The following is a 21,776-nucleotide window of genomic DNA, read 5'->3' on the forward strand; positions in this document are numbered from 1 at the left end:
TTCAATGAATTGTATAGAGGAGCTAATGAGGCATAGCTATTCTCTTATATATAATATGGGAGAGTACATGAATGAAATCCAAGATGAAGAATTAAAAGGTATACTTCAGCAACAGTTACCATATATGTTACAAGCATATAATGAACAGGTGAATTTTCAAGAAGGAGAAAATGTACAGCAGATGATTTGTGAGCAATTAATCTCTCCGCGTATTCAAAATCATATAGAGATAGAAAGGATTAGTACAGGAGATATAGGAATTGCGATTTCATATATTTTGCATTTGAAAAAATTAGCATTATATTTTGCGCAAGTAGCTGTAGAGGTTGCTAATCCTGAGTTTCGTGCTTTTTTAGAAAAATGCTTTGTGAAAATGAATCGTTATGCATATTGTGTTTGGCAATATGTAGTGAAGCAAGAGTATAGTATTGGACAGGTATTTATGAATGAGAAGTTTGCATAAAAAGACGGCTCACACCGTCTTTTTTGCAATAATCCCCCTTCCACCTTATAGACTTTTCACCATGCCACCATCAACGAGAAAAGATTGTCCTGTCATATATGAATTTGCCTCAGAGACAAGGAATGTAGCAAACGTAGCAAATTCTACAGGTTGACCATATCTTCCGAGAGGAATCATAGATTCATATTGTTTTTGAACTTCTTCCACTGTTATACCGCGCTTTTCAGCAGCCATTTCATCTAAAGAAGCAACGCGATCGGTAGCAATACGACCTGGGGCAATTGTATTAATTAAAATATGATAGGGAGCAAGTTCTGCGGCTAAAGTTTTTGACAGCCCTGTAATGCCAGTACGGAACGTATTTGATAGCAATAATCCAGGAATCGGTTCTTTTATAGAAGAAGATGCGATATTAAGAATTTTTCCGCCACGTTCTTTCATATATGGAAGAACTTCACGAATCATACGTACATAGCTTAATAAGTTTAGCTCAAATGAATGGTACCAGTCCTCATCGGCTAGTTGCTCAAATGTACCAGGTTTAGGACCACCAGCATTGTTGACTAAAATGTCAATTGTGCCAAAAGTGTCTCCTGTATACTTTACCGCTTCTTTAATATTTTCTTTGTTTGTAATATCACAAACTGTATACATAACTTTTCCCATATTAAGAGCGGTTAATTCTTTTTGCAATGAGATTAAACTTTCTTTATTGCGGCTGAGTAACATAACATTTGTTCCTTCTTTTACAAGTGCTGTACTAATTGCTCTTCCTAAGCCTTGACTAGAAGCTACAACCAATGCTGTTTTACCAGATAATCCAAGTTCCATCTGTATCCACCTTTCTTTGCTATAGTACTTTCATTATAGAAGAAAGTGCTTCAAAATAAAAAATATTCGCTTTTTTATTTTGAAATTTACAAACATTTACTATATATTTACTGTTTTCTAATATTAGCTTTAAAAATAGAAAGTAATATGAGAGTGTACATATTCTATCAAAGGGAGGATAAGCAAATGAATAAATGGGTTAAATCTTTAACTGCTATGGCACTTGCGAGCTCTTTATTTATGGTAGGTTGTAATAATGGAGAAGAAAAAAAGAAAGATGAGGAAACAACAACACAACAAGATGAAAAGAAAGATAAGGAAACGAGTGGAGATACACAATCTTCAGATTCAAAAGAAAAGAAATAAGTTTGTATGATCTATATAGCAGAGCTTCCTCTATTTATGGGGGAAGCTTTTTAATCAAAAAATAGTAGAAAAGATATGAAAATAGCCGCGTTGGTGCTGCATATAAAAAACCATCCCTAAAAAGAGATGGTTAGAAAAGGATATAACAAATGAATAGGGTAATCATAATGATTTGTAAAATAGCTTTTGCTACTGTGCTACTTAAAAAACCAATAACGGTTGCAATCCCAACCATGAAAGCATCCTTTGGCGTCTTTTTGTGGATCAGTTCCGTTATAAATACAGATAGAAATGGGATGATAATAAGACCAAAGGGCGGGAAGAAAAAAGAACCTACGATGATAGATACTATGCCAACACGTTCGCCCCACTTCGTGCTTCCGTATTTTTTTAAGAAATATCCATTGGCAATAAAGTCAGCAATGAAAATAATAATCGTAAATACAATTTGAATGGCCCAAAAAGAAGTGGTTAACTCACCACCATTTATCCCAAAATAATAAATAAAATATCCAGCCCACAAAGCAAGTATGCCAGGGATAATCGGATAGATAAACGCAATAAATGAAACGATAAAACATGCAATGATACAAAGAGTTAATATAACAGTCACTTTACTACTCCTTTATAGTATCTAATTTATGTACAGCGATCTTTTTAATCTGATGGCCGTCAAGGTCTAAAGCTTTAAATTGAAATCCATCATATTCAACTGAATATCCAGGTTCAATATTTAAATCAACTGCTTGAGAAAGCAACCAACCACCGATTGTATCTAAATCACTATCATCAATATGTAAGCCAAACATGTCATTCACTTCAGAAATAAGAACTTTCCCATCTAAAACAGTGAGCTTAGGGGTTCTTTTCTCAATCATCGGTGATTCATCATCATCAAATTCATCTTGTATTTCTCCAATAATCTCTTCAATAATATCTTCCATCGTTAACAATCCAGCTGTTCCGCCATATTCATCCATTACAATGGCCATTTGCACGCGATTTTTTTGAAGATGAATTAATGTTTTACGGATTGGAACCGTCTCAAAGACGGTTAACACAGGATGGATATAGGATTCTAAAGGCTTATGAATCCCTTTTGTTTGATCATGGAAAATTTCTTTTGTATTAATCATGCCGATGATATCATCTTTATCTTTTTTAATAATTGGATAGCGTGTATACTTCTCGGAGGCAACAGTCTCCATATTTTCTTCCAATGTATTTTCAGTAGAGAGACAAACCATTTCTGTTCGTGGAACCATGATTTCTTTTGCAACACGATCATCAAATTCAAAAATATTATTAACATATTTATATTCCGCTTGATTAATTTCTCCACTTTTAAAGCTTTCGCCTAAAATAAGTCGTAATTCTTCTTCAGAATGAGCAAGTTCATTTTCTTTTGCCGGTTGTAAGCCAAATAGTTTTGTGAAAAATAAGGCTGTATGATTTAATAGCCAAATGAAAGGGTACATAATTTTGTCAAACCAAATAAGTGGTTTAGCGAACATTAAAGTAATTGTTTCGGCTTTTTGAATAGCGAAAGATTTTGGTACAAGTTCACCCAATACAACATGAAAAAAGGTGATAATACTAAAGGCCATAATAAAAGATAGTGTATTAGCCATTGGACCAGTAATATTTATTTTTTCAAATACAGGATGCAGTAAATGCTCTACTGTTGGTTCACCAAGCCAACCGAGTCCCAAAGAAGTGATTGTGATGCCGAGTTGACAAGCTGATAAATATACATCTAAATTTGAGACAACGCTTCTAGCAGCTAAGGCTTGTTTATTTCCTTCGTTTGCGAGTTGATTAATTCGGCTTTTTCGTACTTTTACAACTGCGAATTCAGAGGCAACGAAGAAGCCTGAGATGAGAATAAGTAAAATAACAAGAAAAATATTTAATATGTCCAAGTGTGTTCCTTACTCCAAAGTGGAATAAAGATGTCACCTCCTGCAAGTATGTTATACTTTTATAATAAATCGAAACGAAAATAATAGTCAAAGAAAACACGCAGAAATTGACATGTTTTGCTAATTGGTAATCGTTTTTTGTTATTTTATCCTTCTTGATAAAGAATAACCTTCCATTTACATGTTTGAAAATGGAAGGAGAAAGGAATTGGTTGTGGACGAAACTAGATTGCTTCATTATTTACTGCTATTTTAGGGGAGTAACAGCTCGATTGGTGAGGGTTCATAATTAGGATATGGTGAAGAAACCCTCGCAGATTCAAGTTTTACCTCATTTTAACATTGTTCTAGTTACAGGCGATGTTGCATGTTTTGAATCTTTTGTTCTCCAAACCGATTGGAGAAAAGAAAGAATAATATACGGAATATAAAGAAGGAGCAGACAAATTGCGACTATAGTTGGTGAAGCTCCTCCAAATTGAATCATAAATTGTAATAAACCATTCGTATGAAAAATACACTCCATGAAACAAAATGAAACAATAATAGAACTGAAAAGAGATTTATGATTAGAAATAAGAGTGGTAAATAATGTATTTATAAGAAAGGAATGGGTATGAATTTCATGTGTTTCGGCATGACTTAAAAAAGGAATCCATTTTTTTATTGCTTGCATAACAATAATCATCGCTGCACTCAGGATTATTACTATGGAAGAGAAAGATGGAATGATGATATGTTTTGCGATATAGAGTGAAAATAAAATCACTGTGCATTGCAATATAACAGCGCTGAATGAATAAGGAATCCAGTATAATAGTGAGGCATATTTTTTCATCGATTTTGGAATTCTTAAAAAAATATGTCCCATTGCGAAACTAATCGAAAAACCGATTACTAAAGTAAATATAAAACGTGTCAGTGAGAAAAAATACATCTTCCATACGTAAGGGAACAAAGGTGTAGAATGCTCTGAAGCATGCAAGGGAGCTCCTGAATTTATAATGAGCTGAGGTGAAAAAAGAATGGATTCATGCATCCAGTCAATCATAGGGATGGAAATTGAAGAGAAATGAATAAAATGATAAAAAATATTAAATAAGCTTTTAAAATAAGAGCCTTCCTGCGTTAATAATAACGAGGGTAGTGGGCTGAACATAAGGAGAATGAGAAACCCAATCAAAAAGCGAAATATGTAAGATCGAACTAAAGAAGTCATAAAACTCACCTACTCTTTGAGTATTCAGAAAATTCTTATTTTTATTTTAGCGCTTTTTTGAAGAAGTTACAATATCTTTTTCTTTACATATTGGTATAATCTATAATTGAATCTTGCTATTTTTAGGCAGCAAGATTCAGAAAGAAATAAAGAAGATAGGAGTTACTTGAAAAAGATCGATAATCGATTTTATGAATAACTTATGACAGAAATGTGAATAGTTTTCAGAAAAATGAAATAAATCATTCCTTTTTTTCTAAAAATATAATATAGTTATGACACAGAAAATATTTTAGCATAAGGAGGATTTTTATGAGAATAAGAGGGAATTATGTACCTAAAAAAGAGGTTTTATACTGTACGATTTCATTTACAATAGGTGAAGCGCTAGAGCATTTAAATAAAACGGGTTATCGTTGTGTCCCAGTTTTAGATGAAAAGAAGGAAAAATTTTTAGGAAATATATATAAAGTCGATATTTTAGAATACAAAGGATCATTAGAAGATGATTTATCAGAATTATTGAACGATAAAGATGGATATGTGAAAGAAGATTCTTCTTTCTTTAAAGTGTTTTTTTCAATTAAAAAACTGCCATTCTTATCAGTTATTGATGAAAAAGGAATATTCCTGGGAATTTTAACGCATAAAAAAGTGTTTGAATTGTTAGAAGATGCTTGGGGGATTCATTCTAGCAAATATTCTGTCATGGTCGGAACACAAGATTACAATGGTGCAATTCAGAAACTATCTACCGTTTTGAAAAAATATAGTGGTATTCAAAGTTTAATGACATTTGATAATAATGCGTTATTAGTTCGTAGAATTATGTTTACACTAGGTGAAGAATTTCAAGGAGAAGAATTAGATTCTTTATTGAAGGATTTGGAAAATTACGGATTTCGTGTTGTATATGTAGAGGAAATGAATAATCCACATGAAATCGAGATGATTGAATAGTACGACAGACCGTTGTTTTATCGTCTTAATCGAGAAGACCTCCTCCTCTAAACGAAGTGAAGGTGAAGTCTCCTCGACTTTTCTTTTTGATTGAAAAATATTTTTTGGAAGAATATATATTTATCCCGCTATTTTAGGGCGATAACAGCCCGAGAGGCATAATCAGCGAGGATGCAGACTCCCACTGATTCAAGTTTTACTTTATTTTTACATAATTGTCTTATGAAACAAAATGGAAAAGGAGCTAAATTCTTTTGTGAAAGAATGAATGAAAAAAGTTGTAGATATTATTTTGTTTTTTAAAAAATTCTTTATAAAATATATTTCTATTTTTCAACTAAATATGTTACTATATGTGTGATAAAGATAAAGAGGTCTGACTTATTACTTTTTATGCAGCGTTGTAACGGTCTGAAAATTCTAAAAAATCAAAAAATATTAATCGGAGTAATAAAAAGGTAAAGTGGAGAAATTACAGAAAGACATTGTTCTATAAAGAGGTAAAGTTTATTATCATCACGAGCAGGGAGGAGGATGCGTAGCATATTTGTGAAAGGGAGAAAAACAATAACAGATGCTATGCAAATGAAAGAGATGAAGGGAACATTAAGGTCAGGAGATACAGTAGCGATTGGTTTAATGCTATTCGCATTATTTTTAGGAGCAGGAAATTTAATTTTTCCACCCGTGTTAGGTCAACAAGCTGGAGAAAATGTTTGGATTGCTACAATTGGATTCCTAGTGACAGGAGTCGGCCTTCCTCTATTAGCAGTAACTGCTGTAGCTTTTGTAGGGGGGGACTTGAAAGCGTTATCCTCTAGAGTGCACCCTATATTTGCTTTTATTTTCCCGCTAGTTAGCTATTTGGCAATTGGACCATTTTTTGCAATTCCTCGTACAGGGGCCGTTTCCTTTGAAATGGGAATGAAGCCCTTTCTAGCAGAGGGACTTGTATCGGAGTGGTATATTTTATTTCTTTATACAGCTGTTTTCTTTGGGGCAACTTGGTATTTATCTTTGAATCCATCGAAATTGATTGATTGGTTTGGAAGGTTTCTTACGCCACTATTGGTACTTATCGTTGCTGTTATTGTTAGTAAGGCGATTATTGATCCGATTGGGGAACCAGCTGCACCATTAGATGTATATAAAGATAATGCATTTTTTGGTGGATTTATTCAAGGCTATTTAACGATGGATGCTATTAGTGCACTTGTATTTGGAATTGTTGTGGTGCAAGTTATACGTTCAAAAGGGATAACAGAAAGTAATCAAATTGCAAAAACAACGATTACTTCTGGAATTATAGCTGTATTTGGTTTAACGTTAATTTATTTATCTCTTGCTTATCTTGGTTCGACAAGTACATCACTTGGTGTTTCTGATAATGGAGGTCTTATTTTAACGAAAGTTGTAAATGAGTTATATGGAACGAGTGGCAAAATACTATTAGGTCTTGTTATTACACTGGCTTGTTTAACAACTTCAGTTGGACTTACATCAGCGTGTGCGGGATTTTTTACAAAATTATTCCCAAAATTATCACATAGAATGATTGTAACAATGGTATGTGTGTTTAGTTTAGTTGTATCAAATTTAGGGTTAACACAACTTATTGCTGTAACATTACCAGTATTGATGATTATTTATCCTGTTGCAATTGTACTAATTGTACTGTCGTATTTTCATAAATGGATTGGACAGCGAAATACAATATATATCGGTGCAATTTTAGGGGCACTCGTTATTAGTCTATTTAACGGTTTAGAAAGTGCAAATATTAAGTTTGATACCGTAACAAATGTGCTAGAAATGCTTCCTTTATATAAGGAAGGAATTGGTTGGTTACTGCCATCATGTATTGGTGGGATGATTGGTTACTTTTTATATAGACCAAACGAATCAAATACGTTACAAAAGAAAGGTGCCTAGGCATCTTTCTTTTTTTAGAGGAAATTCATATATTTTGTCTAAATATTAGGCTGGAAGGAGTGAAAAAACAGTTGGTTTTGGATCTGTTACAATGAAATGTATGTGTAGGAACGATAAAAAAGCAGAAGTGTTTGTGTTAGGTGGAGTACTAGAGCAAAGAGACGGAATCTTGCTGCATCCAGATATAGACATCCCTAATGGAATACCAATTCGTTAATAGGGGAGAAGATTAAGAATGGATATTGGAAAAGGCTATTTAGAATGTGCAATTCAAAACTTTAAGGCAATGCAAAAGCAAGGAGACCAGACGCTCTCACAATTATCATATGAACAAATAAGTTGGAAACCTCATGAAGAGGCAAATAGTATTGCGATTATAATCAAACATTTACATGGAAATATGCGCTCAAGATGGACAGATTTTTTAACGACAGATGGTGAAAAGTTAGAGCGAAATCGTGATGGTGAATTTGAAGGGGGGTATGCTTCAAAAGCAGAAGCACTAATAGCGTGGAAAGTAGGATGGGAGTATGTTTTTCAAGCGCTGCAATTATTAACGCCGCAAGACCTTTTAAAGGTTGTGCATATTCGGGGAGAAGCGCATAGTGTTATGCAAGCGATTGAGAGACAAATCGTTCATTATTCATCACATATCGGACAAATGATTTATGTTGGAAAATTGTTAAAAGAAAAAGAGTGGGAGTGTTTAAGTATTCCAAAGAAACAGCCTAATCGCTATCTCTAAAAGTGACGTTCAATATAATAGTAAGACATGAAACGGTATAGAGTAGGTATTAAAAAGAAGATCCAAATAATTGATGGCTCAGTTATGGTTAAAATAATCCCTACAGCAAAGGTATACCAAGTGAAATATAATCCTAATACTGTATTTATGGGGATAAAACGAGAAAAGAAAAATTGTTGGCTAAAACAAGTATTGTGAAATAAGTAGATGCGTACGTAGAGCATTGTGGTAAGAAGATCTTGCTTTCTGACGATTTTTTTCTGGCATTTATGACATATGAAAGTTGGTTGCATTTTTTTACACTCCATTAAAAATAAGTATTATGTCCTTCTTAAATGGGTTATTAGTTTGTAAATAAGGAGATATAAGGAATACACTCCAATATAAGCTCCGGTGATGAGAAAGAGTGGATTCAACAAGATACCGTGAATGGTTGTCATAAATACTAAGTCATGCAGTACAACATCATAAATGTTAAAAGCGGTTAGTATACCGAGTATATATAATGAAAGGTATGCGCAAATATCTAAGAAAACACGGACTTTAGGGTGTGCTGCAAATAATAAAAACACACTTGACAAAACAATAGGAACGATACCGATAATTAGCTTCAATTCATTTCACCTCTCATACAATATTGCCCAAATTTAGGCGGTCTATTCTATAAAGCTTGTACATAAGTTGAAATAGAGAGGGTGATATTATGAATCGAGGCTTTTTTTATGTGAATTTCACAAGTGTTCGAAAGTTAATTTTATTTACTGTTAGTACACTGTTAGCGACTTTTTTTCTAATCGGAGTGGTAGTTACTTTATTGAAAGAAACAAAGTCAACCTATTTATATAATTGGTTAAATGAGCTGTCAATGAACGGATATATGTATGTGATTGGAAAGGAAAATCATTACTTTACACAGGAGTATCGTAATTTAAATCCGGATTTTTCTATTTCATCCTTTTTGTTTTCTGTAGCCACCAATATTCGATTCGACGATGTCCGAAGCTTTGTTGGGAGAGAACTTCCTGGTTTTGGAAAGTATGATACAGAAATTGTTATTGCAGGAGAAGGAACAAACTATTCTAATCTTCCAATCGAGTCGAGTGTTCCGCTTGAAGAAGTTGTGAAAGAACGGACTGGGGAAGCAGGACAAGTTCAGAAGAAAGATTCAAATGTAGAAAAGAAACAACCGGATCAAACAACGGGAGAACGAAAGGTTGCTTTTATTTATCATACGCATAGTTGGGAATCATTTTTACCGTTACTAAATTTAACAAATGATCCAAATCCAAATAAAGCGACAAGCTCGGTTACAAATATTTCAATACTAGGTGAACGGCTTCGAGAACAATTAGAAAACGAGGGAATAGGAGCAATTGAGGATAAAACAGATGTCGGGAAAAGACTAATTAGTAAAGGTCTAAATAGCAATAGTTCATATAAAGAATCACGTGAAATTGTACAGGAAGCGATGGCACGTAATAAAGAATTGCAATACTTTTTTGATTTGCACCGAGACAGTGCTCGGAAAAACGTAACGACAAAGGTGATTGGAGATAAATCGTATGCAAAGCTTGCATTTGTTATCGGGAAAGGAAATAAAAATTATGCAAAAAATTTACAATTGGCGACTGCACTGCATGAGGCTATTAATCAAAAGTATCCAGGAGTAAGTCGAGGCGTTATTCAAAAAGGATTTCAAACAGGGAATGGTGTCTACAATCAAGATTTATCAGGACAGGCGCTTTTAATTGAAGTAGGTGGTGTAGATAATACAGCTGACGAATTAAATCGTTCTATTGATGCGCTTGCGAAGGCATTTAGCGAATATTTTTGGCAAGCAGAGAAGGTAAATGGGTAGACGGAAGCATATAGTCTTGCGTCTTTTTTTCTTTTAGAAATAAATTAAGAAGTTCATCGAAATTTGTCTCTTTCTTCAAAAAGAAACAGACAGGAATTCCTTTATAAAAGATCGAAATTTTCTTTATAAACAATCTTTTCGCAGGATAAAAGGAACGGGATGATAGAGATGATTCGAGAAATCCGAGTAGAAGATGCAGAATCGTTTTTACAGTTGGGGAAGAAGTTAGATGAAGAAACTGCTTTTATGTTATTTGAACCAGGAGAACGGAAGATGACAGTAGAGCAGCAGCAAAAAATGATTGAACGATTTATAAACAATAACAATTCTACAATACTTGTAGCGACGCATGAAGAACAAATAATAGGATTTATTATAGCGAATGGTATGGATGTCCAACGAAAAAAGCACGTCGTAACAATTGTCATTGGGATTTTACAACAGTATAGTGGACGTGGAATAGGAACAGCTTTGTTTAAAGAGATAGAAAAATGGGCAAGATTACATGATGTATGGCGTTTAGAGCTAACAGTAATAGCCCACAATACAAGAGCAAAGGCACTTTATAAGAAAGTAGGATTTGAACAGGAAGGGTTAAAAAAAGCTTCTCTTATTATTAATGGAAAGTGCGTCAATGAGTATTGCATGGCTAAATTATTAAAATAAGAGGTCGTTTTATGAAAAAAAGGTGGACCCTACTAGGTATTATAGTAGTTGTAATTATCGTTGGAGTATCGGGTATCAATTACAAAATATATAAGGAAAAGCAAGCGCAAGAAGTTAATGCAACTGTAATGTTTCCAAAATCTGAAGAAACAATTTCAAAGATGGAAGGAAATATCGCAGTTGTCAATAATGCGAATTCTATCCTTGTACTTGTAAATAAGAGTAGACGGTTACCAGATCACTATAAGCCGCAAGATCTAGTTATTCCAAATGTACGTTTTTTAAGTGAAGGAAATCAAGAGAAAAAAAAGATGCGGAAAGAAGCGGCTGCAGCGCTGGAGAAAATGTTTCAACAAGGAGACAAGGAGCGGATATTTCTATTTGCAGCTTCTGGATTTAGATCGTTTGATCGGCAAAAGGCGCTAAATACCATGTATAAAATACAAGATGGAGAAGCGAAAACGGCGATGTCTAGTGCAGTTCCAGGAACGAGTGAACACCAAACAGGTCTCGCAATGGATATTACATCGCAATCTGCAAAATTTCAGTTAGAATCTGTCTTCGGAGAAACAAAAGAGGGGAAATGGCTGGCTAAAAATGCCCATAAATTTGGGTTTGTTATTAGATATACAAAAGAAAAAGAAGGAATTACAGGATATCGTTATGAACCTTGGCATGTACGGTATGTAGGAAACCCGCAAGCTACATATTTATATGAAAATAACCTCACCTTAGAAGAAGCGATGAAGTAATATAGTGAGGGGAGAAGATGAAATGGCCATGTTATATAAGAAGAAAGTATATGCATATATTACAAGGGAAAAAGAAGGAGTTATGCAGTTGCTTGTTTTTACACATCGTGATGTGCCAAAAGAGAGGATACAAATTCCTGGTGGTATAGTAAGGCCGGAAGAAAGTTTGGAAGCTGCTATATTACGTAAAGTAATGGAAGAAACGGGACTACGTCATTTGTATATTGAGCGTTTTATCGATGACTATATAATCTATGTGAAGGAAAGACAGGAGTACGAAAAACATCACTTTTTTCATATGTCATTGTTAACAAAGGTGAGGGATACATGGGAACATATAGTAACTAAAGAAAACCAAAGCGCAACATTTTGCTATGAATGGGTTGATATAGAGAGAGGTCCTGCATTAACAGGAAAGCAAGGTGAATTTATTTATCGTTTGCTTGAAGGGATGTATGTAAAATAAAGACAATCTGATGAAGTAAACCGCGCTCAATTTGTTAAAGGTAGAACTAACAAATTAGAGAAGCGGTTTTTTATATGTTTTGGTAATAAATAATTATCTTTATATTCATGTTCATTTGTAAACGAAAATTTTGAAAGAATTTTATTTTTCGTAACTTTTACACAAGGGTTTTTAATGTATAATAAGAAATATATTAATATATGACTTTATTGATAATTATTGTAACAGTGAATATCTATAGTAGCTTTCAGTCAATAGTCAACCATATCCCGTATAGAGCATAATGAACGAAAGAACTGATTTATTTGTAAGGAAATTACTGCCCGTGAATAGCGGGATAAACCATTCTTTTTTTCATATACATATAGAAAATAGAAAGCGAGGGTTGTATATGGCCGCATGGGTTGTTTGGTTTATTATAGCTGGAATTTTATTTATCGCTGAGATGTTATCCATTACTTTTTATATGCTTTGGCTTGGGATAGGAGCGGTTGTCGGAGGTCTTATTGCACTGTTTGCTCCAGAAGCATTATTTCTACAAGTTGTTGCAGGGGCAGTTGTAAGTTTGACATTGACTTTCTTTACAAAGAGAATTTCTAAAAATTTTCGAGAAGCAAAAGGATTTACTGATACTGTTGATAAACTTGAGGGGAGAAAGGGGATTATTACAAAGGCGATTACAAATGAAGAGAATGGAATTGTGAAAGTAGATGGGGACACTTGGACTGCTATTTCTGATGTGCCTATTTCAATTGGGGAGAAAGTCATTGTTATAAAGAGGAATAGTACAGTTTTATATGTGAAAAAGGAGAGTGAATAAGAGTGGTAGCATTAACATTAACGATTATTTTTGCATTGATTGTTATTATATTTATCGCGTTAACGATTAAAATTATTCCACAGCAAAAGGTGGGAGTCGTTGAAAGATTTGGTAAATTTCGATGTGTTCTGAATCCGGGATTAAACCTTATCGTTCCAATTGTTGATCGTGTTCGTGTTTATCATGATTTACGTATTCAACAAACGAATGTGCCACCGCAAAAAGTAATTACACGTGATAACGTACAAGTAGAAATCGATACAATTATCTTTTATCAAATTGTTGAACCAGAACTTGCAACATATGGTATTTCAAATTATGAATACGGTGTTCGTAATATTACATCTGCAACAATGCGTCAAATCATTGGGAAAATGGAATTGGATGAAACTTTATCAGGACGTGAGAAAATTTCAACAGAAATTCGTCTAGCTCTTGATGAAGCAACAGAAAAATGGGGCGTCCGTATCGAACGTGTAGAGGTAGTTGATATTAATCCTCCAAAAGATGTGCAAGCAGCAATGGAAAAACAAATGAAAGCAGAGCGTAATAAGCGTGCTATTATTTTAGAAGCAGAAGCTGCGAGACAAGATAAAGTACTTCGAGCAGAAGGGGAAAAACAAAGTAAAATATTAATGGCTGAAGGAGATAAGGAAGCGCGGATTCGAGAAGCGGAAGGTGTAAGAGAAGCGAAAGAGCTAGAGGCACAAGGGGAAGCGAAAGCGATTGAAATCATCGCAAAAGCGGAACAAAATCGCATTCAATTCATACGAGAAGCTAATTTAGATGAACGTATTCTTGCGTATAAATCGTTCGAATCATTAGCTGAAGTAGCAAAAGGACCAGCTAATAAAGTATTTATCCCTTCAAATGCAATTGAAACACTTGGAACTCTTGGTGCAATTGGAGAAATCTTTAAAGAAAAACAAGCGAAGACATCGCCTTCTTCTGACGCGCCAAAAGAGCAATAATAAGAAGAAAGAGAAATGGGTTTCCATTTCTCTTTCTGTAGTTTGAAGTGAAAGAGAAAACATGATAGGATTTTATTTTGGCAATATTGAAAAAAAGGGATGAGATCATGATGCAAATACTATTAATCGGCACGGGGAATCAGAAGCAGATATTTGACATGTACATGAGGGACGAGCAGACTTTGAACTAACGGAGAAAGGAAGAGAGCAAGTTGCAAAGTTAGTCCAAAAAGTAAAAAGTGAATTTCCTCCAGATTACATATGAGCTAGTATATTGAAAAGAGCTAAGGAAACTGCGGAAACTTTGGCAGAAGCAGTTGGATGTCCGGTGAAATTTGAAGAAGAATTAATGGAGTTTAATAACGGTGTACAGGCTGGGCTGTCTTTTGAAGAAGCAAAAAAATACCCAGAGTCAAAATATCTTTATGATCTCTTTGAAAATGGGGAATCTTTTATAGAGTTTCGCATGAGAATTGAGACGATATTTTCAAAGATTGTAACGGAAAATACCCATGAAAGAATTGCGATTGTAGCCCATGGTGGAGTAATTACTTGTATATTGAGTGCTTTTTTTCAAATGCCAATAAATAAAGATTATTACTTTAAAATGGGGGATACGGGAATCAGTTTGCTTGAATTGACAGGAAAGTAAAGAATGGTTCACTTTATGAATGATGCAAGTCATCTAGAAATAAGAGCTTGATAAGAATAGGAAAAAGATTCTATAGTTGCTTTATCCGAGTAGGAAATTTACTCGAACAAAGCAACTGAAGGGTCTTGAATATGCTCGGTTACTAACATGTGAATTTGAGCCCGATGATGATAAACGTGTGCAATGATTTCAAGTAACCATTCGAATCGGGAATAAGAAACACCCCAATATGCAGTTGTGATATGTGCTAACTCTTCGTGTGAATAAGATAGAAACGTTTCAGAAAGAAGATCATATCCCTGAAGCATGGTTTGCTGTATTTCATGAATGGTTTTTGGTGTATGTTTACGATAAAAAGTATGTAATTCCTCTTGTGGAGTCTCATTTAAAATGAGTAAATCTGCATGACAAATAAGAGCAAGGTGAGCATACATTTCAAATAACGATCGCTTATGTTGAATTGGTTTTATGTTTAAATCTGATTCAGTGAGTTGATTCAGCATTTTGATAGATGTATGAATCGCAATTTTTAGTTGATGTAAGGCAGCTTGAACAAACATTGTAATTCTCCTCATCTCCGTATATAATAGTTTTCTGAGAGTATTATATCATACTTAAAATTCAGAAGATTCTAGTAGTTTGACTAGAAAAATGAAAAGTATTATATTGTAAAAGGTCGTATGAAACGAGAAATAGAATCGAAAGCAATTATTGAGTTAGGAGTTTAGACCAATGAGTTCGAGATATGGAAGAAATACAATTGTTGAAGTGAATTTAGATGCTATTAAACATAATGTGAAAGAATTTAAAAAGAGAATTCATAATGAAAATATCACGATGATGGCAGCTGTAAAAGCAAATGCATATGGACATGGAGCAGTGGAAGTCGCAAAAGCAGCGACTGAAGCAGGTGTTCAGCAACTTGCTGTTGCATTTGTAGATGAAGGAATTGAGCTACGTGAAGCAGGTGTGACAGTTCCAATTTTAGTTTTAGGATATACACCTGTAGAAGCTGCTCAAGATGCAATCGAATATGATATTATGATGACGGTATATAGAATAGAAGAATTATCAAGTATAAATGAAATTGCGAAACAGCTTCAAACGAAAGCACGTGTTCATGTGAAGATTGATACCGGTATGAGTCGTATCGGTTTACAAGAAGAGGAAGTTGCTCCTTTTTTAAAAGAATTACAAAAGATGAATCATATAGAAGTAGAAGGAATGTTTACGCATTACTCTACAGCTGATGAATTGGATAAAACATATACGAATATGCAGACAAAGTTGTTTGAGAAAGCGGTGAATACGGCGAAAGAACTAGGAATGCCAATCCCTTATATTCACAGTTCTAATAGTGCAGGATCAATGGAACTTAGCAATACGTTTCAAAATATGGTTCGCGTTGGGATTGGGATTTACGGTATGTACCCTTCAAGAGAAGTAGATCATACAGTTGTATCTTTGCAGCCAGCATTATCGTTAAAATCGAAAGTAGCTCATATTAAACGTGCGAAAAAAAATCGTGGTGTGAGTTATGGGAATACGTATATGACAACAGGTGAAGAATGGATTGCAACCGTTCCGATTGGTTATGCGGATGGTTACAATCGCCAGTTATCAAATAAAGGTCATGCATTAATCAATGGTATTCGTGTACCTGTTCTTGGACGTGTATGTATGGACCAATTAATGCTTGATGTTACAAAGGCGATGCCTGTACGTGTAGGTGATGAAGTAGTTTTCTACGGGAAACAAGGTGATGAAGAAATTTCGGTTGAGGAAGTTGCAGATTTATTAGATACAATTAACTATGAAGTGACTTGTATGTTAGATCGAAGAATTCCACGCGCTTATAAAGAAAATGGTGAAACAACTGCGGTTGTGAATATATTAAGAAAAAATAACTAAGAAAAAGGACTGAGTTGCAGCAATGTAATTTAGTCCTTTTTCATTTTTAAAACTCAATATGTATATTAGAAAGCTGTTGTAATCTACAATAATTAAAAATTAAGAAGGATGTTGTAACCATTCATCTAAATCAATATTCCCTTGAACGGATAGTAATCGATATAAGTATCGATATGGTGCTCTGCATTGTGTTACATCAGGAATGGGCATGATTGTTTCGTAACCTTTTTGGAAAGCACGAGCCTCAATTTTCTCTATTTCTATAGGAATTATCTAAATCATATTTTTCAATTTTTTTGTATGATTAGTAGGGGCATAATAAGGAATTCATAAATTGTGTTGAATGGGAAATTAGATATATATAAAGAATATAATGTTGAAAAATAGATGTGTAAAGTGGAAAAGAGTATGATTATACAAATATTTCTCAATAATAAAAGTGGTTTGAATATATAAAAAGTTAATAGATTATCATATATAATAAATGACAAATCATTAATAATATTAATTATTAAGTTAACTCTGTTAATAATTAAGAAAGGAGAATATGATGGCGAAAGTTCTTGTAATTCATTTTCCGGGAGAAGGGCATATCAATCCGACATTGGCAGTGCTAAGTGAATTAATAAAAAGAGGCGAAAAAGTTGTTTCGTATTGTATTGAAGAGTATCGAAATAAAATTGAAACGACAGGTGTTGAATTTCGAATATATGAAAATTTTCTTCCTGAAATCAATATTATGGAGCGAATAAAACAAGGGAATAGCCCTCTAGAGATGTTGGCAAAGATGGTTGAAGCTACTGATCGTATTGTAGAGAATATTCTAGAGGAAATAAAAGAAGAACAATATGATTATTTAATTTATGATAATCATTTTGCAGTCGGATACATTTTGGCGAAAACCTTGCAGGTACCAAAAATTTCTTCTTGTACAACTTTTGCTTTTAATAAAGAAACCTCTCTTCATGATAAAAATGAACGTAGACAAATAGATGAAAGTTCTCCGCTTTATCAGTCTTGTGTATTAGGTATGAAAAAATGGGAAGAAAAATATGGAGTCAAATGCAATGACTTATTGGATATTATGAATCATCCAGGAGATATTACGATTGTCTATACGTCAAAACAATATCAACCTTACGCTCATACATTTGATGAATCATATAAATTTGTTGGACCTTCAATCGCACCGCGTAAAGATGTGGAAAGCTTTCCACTCAAATTTTCAAAAAAGAAGCCAGTCCTTTTTATTTCGATGGGAACGATTTTTAACCAACAACCAGAACTATATGAAACATGTTTCAAAGCATTTCGAGATTTAAATGTAACTGTGGTGTTAGTAGTGGGGAGGAAAATAAATATCAGTCAATTTGAAGAAATTCCAGCGAATTTTAATGTGTATAACTATGTACCACAATTAGAAATATTACAACATACAGATGTATTTATTACACATGGAGGAATGAATAGTTCTAGTGAAGCGTTATATTATGGCGTTCCACTTGTTGTCATTCCCGTTATGGGGGATCAACCTTTTGTAGCAAAACGAGTCGAAGAATTAGGAGCAGGAATTCAGTTGGATCGTACAAATATAACCCCTGAAATATTACGTGAAGCGGTAGAAATGATACTAGATAATAAAAGTTTTAGAGAAAAAAGTCGTAAAATAGGGGAATCTTTACACGCGGCAGGTGGATATAGACGAGCTGTCGATGAAATTGTAACATTCACCTCAGGTGCTATGCATAAATCATGCTTTCAATTAAAAAATAGTAAGTGACAACTAGAAATCTACTCTAATGAAAATGTATAGAAAACGGAGTGATTTTGATGTCAAAAGTACTTGTAATAAATTTTCCAGCAGAAGGTCATATTAACCCGACAATAGCTCTTGTCAAAGAGCTTGTGGATAGAGGGGAAGAGGTTATTTACTATTGTGAGGAAGAATATCGTTCTAAATTACAAAATACTGGTGTTGAATTTCGAAATTATAAGGATTATTTGAAGGAAATTCGTTTGCAAAACAGAATGAAGGATATGTTTAATCCAGTGCAAATGATATATAGATTCTTAAATGCAACTGAAAAGGCGCTTCCTTTTCTTTTGGAAGAGATGAGCTGTGAAAAGTTTGATTATATCATTTACGACCAACATTTTTTGTTAGGGAGAATTTTAGCTGAAATCCTACAATTACCAACGATAGCTTCTTGTACAACATTTGCAATCAGCAAAGAGATGGTTGCGGAATTATCTGCCCCAAAAAGTAAAGTAGATTCAGCTTTATATAAGGAATGTCAAAAGATTTTAGATAGAATCCGAAATCGCTATAGACTGCAAATTACTTCTATGAAACAACTTTTTTATTATGAGAGTGCTATGACATTCGTTTTTACTTCTGAATATTTCCAGCCACACGCAGAGCAATTTCATAGTAATGTGAAGTTTATAGGTCCTTCTATCATTGCACGTGAGGAGAGAGTGGAATTTCCATTTGATAAGCTAATAGGAAAAGAAGTAATTTACTTGTCAATGGGAACGGAGCTGAATCAACAGATCGAACTATATAACACATGTTTCCGTGCTTTAGAAGAATTTGATGGAGTAGTTGTAATTTCTGTTGGTAAGGACACGGATATGACGAAACTTACAAATATTCCATCTCATTTTATTGTGCGTCCTTACGTTCCACAACTAGAAGTCTTAAAATATACGAATGTATTTATTACACATGGTGGTATGAACAGCGTGAATGAAGGGCTTTATTATGATACACCACTTCTTGTGTTACCAATTACAAATGATCAACCTCTTGTAGCAAAACGGGTTGAAGAATTAAATGCTGGTATTGTTTTAGATTATCAGAATATCACACCAGCTGCATTGCAAAAGGCGGTAAGTCATCTCCTTAATAATAAAATTTATAAAGAGGGAAGTAGAACAGTAGGGTTAAGTTTACGGAAAGCAGGAGGATATCAAAAAGCAGTAGATGAAATAATGAAATTTAAAAAAGAGATGCTATCTCGTTCTTTTTGAAATAAATGAAGATTCTTATTCAACGGAAACAAATGAAGTAAAAAGTTTAGAAATATCATCACGTTCAAAAAACTAACATAATCAAGTATGAAAAGCTGCTTTTGCAATTATTGTTGCAAAAAACAGCTTTTTTTAGTAAACCAAGCTTCTTTTAATAATGTTACAACAGTTTCAATTGCATTGACTGGTATCCCTCCGAATCCTAGTAGAACGTAAGGTTCTCTTTGTAAATCATAGATTGAATCGTATATGGATAAAGGATAAACTTTTACACATTTTTCAGCAGCTGATTGAATGAGTTCGTGCTCATTCATGCCATTATGAACATGGAGCACAATATGAAGCCCAGATTGCTCTCCAAGTATATTAACATCTGCACCCATTTGATTTCTAATGGATTTCACTAATGTATGATGTTTTTTCTTATATAGTGTACGAACACGGTTTAAATGTCGATCCCAGTCTCCTTTTTGCATGAAGTGAGCAAGAGCAAGTTGTTGTAATTTGGAAACGGTTTGTTTAAAAATGCCACCAAGCTTGTTGTAAGTTTCTAAAAGATGATTCGGAAGAACGATATACCCCATTCTTAAAGATGGTAAAAATGATTTTGAAAAAGTACCCATGTAAATGACGCGTTCATTTGTATCAAGTCCTTGCAGTGAGGGAATGGGTTTGCCAATATAGCGAAATTCTCCATCGTAATCATCTTCAATAATATAGCCATCCTGATCGTTTGCCCATTTTAATAACTCTAGTCTCCTTGATAGTGGCATAATCATCCCATATGGAAATTGATGAGAAGGTGTAACATAAGCAACATTTGCATCACAATTGCTGAGAAATGAAATGTCTATTCCTTTTTCATCTAACGGAGTAGGGTGAATAGGAAGACCACAGCTTTGAATAATAGCTTTTACACGATGAAATCCAGGGTTTTCTATTGCATATACTTTTTGTCGTCCAAGCAGTTGAATAAGCAACCAAAGAAGTGGCTGTATACCAGCGCCAACAATGATTTGATTGGGCGAAGAGTGAACTCCGCGAGCGTGATATAAATATTTTGAAATATGAGTACGAAGTATAAGCTCTCCTTGCGGGTCTTCTTTTGTAAATAAGTCGTTTTCATATTGTAGTAAGCATTCTTGAAGTGCCTTTTTCCAATTTGAGAGAGGAAAGGCTGTTTGATCAATATTTCCTTGACTACAATCAAAATAGATTTGTTTGTTTGAGACTTTTTCAAATGGATAAGGGGGAATTTGTTGTTTATATGAAATCACATTTGCATCTATTTCAGCGACAAATATACCACGCTTTGGCTTACTGTCCACATATCCTTCTGCAGACAATTGCTGATACGCTGACTCAATTGTAATGCGGCTAACTCCAAGCTGTAATGCTAAGTTTCGATGAGAAGGAAGACGTGTCCCAGCAGGAAGAGTGCCTTTACAAATTTCTTGTTTTATAAATTCGTAAATTTGTATATAAATAGGTGTTCGACTTTCTACTTGTAGAGGAATGATTAAATCCATAGTATTTGCTCTCCTTCAATAACTGGCCTTGTAAAAAAGAAATGAACTGTCACTTAAATGAAGGCCAGTTTCGATTTAAAGTAATGATATAACATTCAGAAAGTTTTATAAATAGTTAGGGGAGATCGGATGAATATTATCGAAATAAAAACAGAAGAACAATTAGAGGAGGTATTACCCGTTTTACAACAATTACGAACGACTCTTACAAAAGAGGAAGCACGGGTTTTATTTCGCCGGATGAAAGAAGAACATTATCAGCTATTTTCTTTAATGAACGAAAATGGTGAAGCGGTTAGTCTTGCTGGTGTAGCTGTGGGTACGAACTTTTATAATAACAAGCATGTTTTTGTATATGACCTTGTAACAGCGGAAACGTACCGATCAAAAGGATATGGTGAAACATTACTCTCATATATAGAGCGATGGGGAAAAGAACAAGGCTGTAAGTGCATTGCTCTGACATCATCTATGCAGCGTGTAGATGCACATCGTTTTTATGAAAGAGCAAAATATAAAAAAGTGAGTTATTCGTTCTGGAAGGAATTAAAATAAAGAAGGGGCATCTTTAAAATGTACCCTATAGGATAGACACTTAAAAAAAGGTCTATTCTATAGGGTATTTCTTGTATAATGAGAGAAAAATGAGAATCGGAGACATTTCAAAATGACGAAAAAAC

At 34.1% G+C, this 21,776-nt stretch carries 23 protein-coding genes and 2 pseudogenes; 16 read left to right on the top strand and 9 right to left on the bottom strand.

Translation table 11 applies throughout. The features are described 5' to 3' along the window. The first annotated feature begins 4 nt into the window (after positions 1-4). Positions 5-463 (top strand): spore coat protein, encoded by a 459-nt coding sequence (locus MR059_RS02590; protein WP_012094031.1) that lies wholly within the window; start codon positions 5-7, stop codon positions 461-463. Between the two features lie 45 nt (positions 464-508). On the opposite strand, the gene MR059_RS02595 is transcribed toward MR059_RS02590, so the two are convergent. After that, on the bottom strand, positions 509-1,294 hold the full coding sequence (locus MR059_RS02595) for an SDR family oxidoreductase (protein ID WP_012094032.1): 786 nt from the start codon (positions 1,292-1,294) through the stop codon (positions 509-511). A gap of 186 nt (positions 1,295-1,480) precedes the next feature. On the opposite strand from MR059_RS02595, the gene MR059_RS02600 reads away from it, so the two are divergent. After that, positions 1,481-1,660: a hypothetical protein gene (locus MR059_RS02600; protein WP_012094033.1), complete on the top strand. Its 180-nt coding sequence runs from the start codon at positions 1,481-1,483 to the stop codon at positions 1,658-1,660. A gap of 130 nt (positions 1,661-1,790) precedes the next feature. On the opposite strand, the gene MR059_RS02605 is transcribed toward MR059_RS02600, so the two are convergent. The 3 genes from MR059_RS02605 to MR059_RS02615 form a co-directional block, all read right to left on the bottom strand. Beyond that, positions 1,791-2,273: a DUF456 domain-containing protein gene (locus MR059_RS02605; RefSeq protein ID WP_012094034.1), complete on the bottom strand. Its 483-nt coding sequence runs from the start codon at positions 2,271-2,273 to the stop codon at positions 1,791-1,793. Positions 2,274-2,277: 4 nt separating this feature from the next. Beyond that, a complete protein-coding gene (locus MR059_RS02610; protein WP_012094035.1) occupies positions 2,278-3,582 on the bottom strand; it encodes a hemolysin family protein in 1,305 nt (434 codons plus the stop codon). 331 nt (positions 3,583-3,913) lie between these two features. After that, on the bottom strand, positions 3,914-4,801 hold the full coding sequence (locus MR059_RS02615) for a hypothetical protein (RefSeq protein ID WP_242161492.1): 888 nt from the start codon (positions 4,799-4,801) through the stop codon (positions 3,914-3,916). 312 nt (positions 4,802-5,113) lie between these two features. On the opposite strand from MR059_RS02615, the gene cbpA reads away from it, so the two are divergent. The 3 genes from cbpA (at position 5,114) to MR059_RS02630 (ending at position 8,438) form a co-directional block, all read left to right on the top strand. Further along, on the top strand, positions 5,114-5,761 hold the full coding sequence (gene cbpA, locus MR059_RS02620; RefSeq protein ID WP_012094037.1) for a cyclic di-AMP binding protein CbpA: 648 nt from the start codon (positions 5,114-5,116) through the stop codon (positions 5,759-5,761). Positions 5,762-6,355: 594 nt separating this feature from the next. Then, the gene (brnQ4, locus tag MR059_RS02625; protein ID WP_396021789.1) at positions 6,356-7,693 is read left to right on the top strand and encodes a branched-chain amino acid transport system II carrier protein BrnQ4; all 1,338 of its coding nucleotides are present in this window, start codon (positions 6,356-6,358) and stop codon (positions 7,691-7,693) included. A gap of 235 nt (positions 7,694-7,928) precedes the next feature. Further along, the gene (locus tag MR059_RS02630; RefSeq protein ID WP_048722824.1) at positions 7,929-8,438 is read left to right on the top strand and encodes a DUF1572 family protein; all 510 of its coding nucleotides are present in this window, start codon (positions 7,929-7,931) and stop codon (positions 8,436-8,438) included. Here MR059_RS02630 and MR059_RS02635 read toward each other — a convergent pair. Together MR059_RS02635 and MR059_RS02640 are read right to left on the bottom strand one after the other, a co-directional pair. Next, entirely contained in the window at positions 8,435-8,731 is a 297-nt protein-coding gene (locus MR059_RS02635) for a permease (RefSeq protein WP_087094824.1), read from the bottom strand. The genes MR059_RS02630 and MR059_RS02635 overlap by 4 nt on opposite strands. A gap of 27 nt (positions 8,732-8,758) precedes the next feature. Then, a complete protein-coding gene (locus MR059_RS02640; protein ID WP_012094040.1) occupies positions 8,759-9,052 on the bottom strand; it encodes a hypothetical protein in 294 nt (97 codons plus the stop codon). A gap of 89 nt (positions 9,053-9,141) precedes the next feature. On the opposite strand from MR059_RS02640, the gene spoIIP reads away from it, so the two are divergent. From spoIIP to MR059_RS02675, 7 genes and pseudogenes are all read left to right on the top strand, one after another. Then, a complete protein-coding gene (spoIIP, locus tag MR059_RS02645) occupies positions 9,142-10,296 on the top strand; it encodes a stage II sporulation protein P (RefSeq protein ID WP_012094041.1) in 1,155 nt (384 codons plus the stop codon). A 159-nt stretch (positions 10,297-10,455) separates the two neighbouring features. After that, a complete protein-coding gene (locus MR059_RS02650; RefSeq protein ID WP_012094042.1) occupies positions 10,456-10,962 on the top strand; it encodes a GNAT family N-acetyltransferase in 507 nt (168 codons plus the stop codon). 11 nt (positions 10,963-10,973) lie between these two features. Next, complete coding sequence (locus MR059_RS02655; RefSeq protein ID WP_048722826.1) at positions 10,974-11,714, top strand: M15 family metallopeptidase; 741 nt, start codon at positions 10,974-10,976, stop codon at positions 11,712-11,714. A gap of 22 nt (positions 11,715-11,736) precedes the next feature. After that, positions 11,737-12,180, top strand: a complete 444-nt coding sequence (locus MR059_RS02660) for an NUDIX domain-containing protein (RefSeq protein WP_012094044.1) — start codon at positions 11,737-11,739, stop codon at positions 12,178-12,180. Positions 12,181-12,571: 391 nt separating this feature from the next. Beyond that, positions 12,572-13,000: an NfeD family protein gene (locus MR059_RS02665; protein ID WP_012094045.1), complete on the top strand. Its 429-nt coding sequence runs from the start codon at positions 12,572-12,574 to the stop codon at positions 12,998-13,000. A gap of 2 nt (positions 13,001-13,002) precedes the next feature. After that, positions 13,003-13,971, top strand: coding sequence for an SPFH domain-containing protein (locus tag MR059_RS02670; RefSeq protein WP_012094046.1), 969 nt, complete (start codon positions 13,003-13,005; stop codon positions 13,969-13,971). A gap of 110 nt (positions 13,972-14,081) precedes the next feature. Beyond that, positions 14,082-14,623 (top strand): annotated as a pseudogene (locus tag MR059_RS02675) (histidine phosphatase family protein). Positions 14,624-14,721: 98 nt separating this feature from the next. Here the strand turns inward: MR059_RS02675 and MR059_RS02680 are convergent. Beyond that, complete coding sequence (locus tag MR059_RS02680; protein ID WP_012094047.1) at positions 14,722-15,183, bottom strand: DinB family protein; 462 nt, start codon at positions 15,181-15,183, stop codon at positions 14,722-14,724. A 172-nt stretch (positions 15,184-15,355) separates the two neighbouring features. Here MR059_RS02680 and alr point away from each other — a divergent pair, with 172 nt between their 5' ends. Beyond that, positions 15,356-16,534, top strand: coding sequence for an alanine racemase (alr, locus tag MR059_RS02685; RefSeq protein WP_242161495.1), 1,179 nt, complete (start codon positions 15,356-15,358; stop codon positions 16,532-16,534). 99 nt (positions 16,535-16,633) lie between these two features. Here the strand turns inward: alr and MR059_RS02690 are convergent. After that, positions 16,634-16,780, bottom strand: a pseudogene (locus tag MR059_RS02690) (nitrate reductase); the annotation flags it as partial. Between the two features lie 304 nt (positions 16,781-17,084). Between MR059_RS02690 and MR059_RS02695 the strand changes: the two are divergent. Beyond that, positions 17,085-18,314, top strand: coding sequence for a macrolide family glycosyltransferase (locus MR059_RS02695; RefSeq protein ID WP_012094050.1), 1,230 nt, complete (start codon positions 17,085-17,087; stop codon positions 18,312-18,314). Between the two features lie 50 nt (positions 18,315-18,364). Then, positions 18,365-19,567, top strand: coding sequence for a macrolide family glycosyltransferase (locus MR059_RS02700; protein ID WP_012094051.1), 1,203 nt, complete (start codon positions 18,365-18,367; stop codon positions 19,565-19,567). A 107-nt stretch (positions 19,568-19,674) separates the two neighbouring features. Here MR059_RS02700 and pdxR read toward each other — a convergent pair whose 3' ends face one another. Further along, positions 19,675-21,096, bottom strand: a complete 1,422-nt coding sequence (gene pdxR, locus MR059_RS02705) for a MocR-like pyridoxine biosynthesis transcription factor PdxR (protein ID WP_012094052.1) — start codon at positions 21,094-21,096, stop codon at positions 19,675-19,677. 129 nt (positions 21,097-21,225) lie between these two features. Between pdxR and MR059_RS02710 the strand changes: the two genes are divergently transcribed. After that, positions 21,226-21,651 (top strand): GNAT family N-acetyltransferase, encoded by a 426-nt coding sequence (locus tag MR059_RS02710; RefSeq protein WP_048722839.1) that lies wholly within the window; start codon positions 21,226-21,228, stop codon positions 21,649-21,651. Positions 21,652-21,776 lie beyond the last annotated feature (125 nt).

The sequence above is a fragment of the Bacillus cereus group sp. BfR-BA-01522 genome, from assembly GCF_022662635.1.
In the GTDB taxonomy this organism is placed as follows: domain Bacteria; phylum Bacillota; class Bacilli; order Bacillales; family Bacillaceae_G; genus Bacillus_A; species Bacillus_A cytotoxicus.

Bases quoted from the DNA above. Each gene is read 5' to 3' on its own strand.
- MR059_RS02590 (WP_012094031.1), top strand. From the start codon at position 5: ATGAATTGTATAGAGGAGCTAATGAGGCATAGCTATTCTCTTATATAT.
- MR059_RS02595 (WP_012094032.1), bottom strand. From the start codon at position 1,294: ATGGAACTTGGATTATCTGGTAAAACAGCATTGGTTGTAGCTTCTAGT.
- MR059_RS02600 (WP_012094033.1), top strand. From the start codon at position 1,481: ATGAATAAATGGGTTAAATCTTTAACTGCTATGGCACTTGCGAGCTCT.
- MR059_RS02615 (WP_242161492.1), bottom strand. From the start codon at position 4,801: ATGACTTCTTTAGTTCGATCTTACATATTTCGCTTTTTGATTGGGTTT.
- cbpA (WP_012094037.1), top strand. From the start codon at position 5,114: ATGAGAATAAGAGGGAATTATGTACCTAAAAAAGAGGTTTTATACTGT.
- brnQ4 (WP_396021789.1), top strand. From the start codon at position 6,356: ATGAAGGGAACATTAAGGTCAGGAGATACAGTAGCGATTGGTTTAATG.
- MR059_RS02630 (WP_048722824.1), top strand. From the start codon at position 7,929: ATGGATATTGGAAAAGGCTATTTAGAATGTGCAATTCAAAACTTTAAG.
- MR059_RS02635 (WP_087094824.1), bottom strand. From the start codon at position 8,731: ATGCAACCAACTTTCATATGTCATAAATGCCAGAAAAAAATCGTCAGA.
- spoIIP (WP_012094041.1), top strand. From the start codon at position 9,142: ATGAATCGAGGCTTTTTTTATGTGAATTTCACAAGTGTTCGAAAGTTA.
- MR059_RS02650 (WP_012094042.1), top strand. From the start codon at position 10,456: ATGATAGAGATGATTCGAGAAATCCGAGTAGAAGATGCAGAATCGTTT.
- MR059_RS02655 (WP_048722826.1), top strand. From the start codon at position 10,974: ATGAAAAAAAGGTGGACCCTACTAGGTATTATAGTAGTTGTAATTATC.
- MR059_RS02660 (WP_012094044.1), top strand. From the start codon at position 11,737: ATGGCCATGTTATATAAGAAGAAAGTATATGCATATATTACAAGGGAA.
- MR059_RS02665 (WP_012094045.1), top strand. From the start codon at position 12,572: ATGGCCGCATGGGTTGTTTGGTTTATTATAGCTGGAATTTTATTTATC.
- MR059_RS02680 (WP_012094047.1), bottom strand. From the start codon at position 15,183: ATGTTTGTTCAAGCTGCCTTACATCAACTAAAAATTGCGATTCATACA.
- alr (WP_242161495.1), top strand. From the start codon at position 15,356: ATGAGTTCGAGATATGGAAGAAATACAATTGTTGAAGTGAATTTAGAT.
- MR059_RS02695 (WP_012094050.1), top strand. From the start codon at position 17,085: ATGGCGAAAGTTCTTGTAATTCATTTTCCGGGAGAAGGGCATATCAAT.
- MR059_RS02700 (WP_012094051.1), top strand. From the start codon at position 18,365: ATGTCAAAAGTACTTGTAATAAATTTTCCAGCAGAAGGTCATATTAAC.
- pdxR (WP_012094052.1), bottom strand. From the start codon at position 21,096: ATGGATTTAATCATTCCTCTACAAGTAGAAAGTCGAACACCTATTTAT.
- MR059_RS02710 (WP_048722839.1), top strand. From the start codon at position 21,226: ATGAATATTATCGAAATAAAAACAGAAGAACAATTAGAGGAGGTATTA.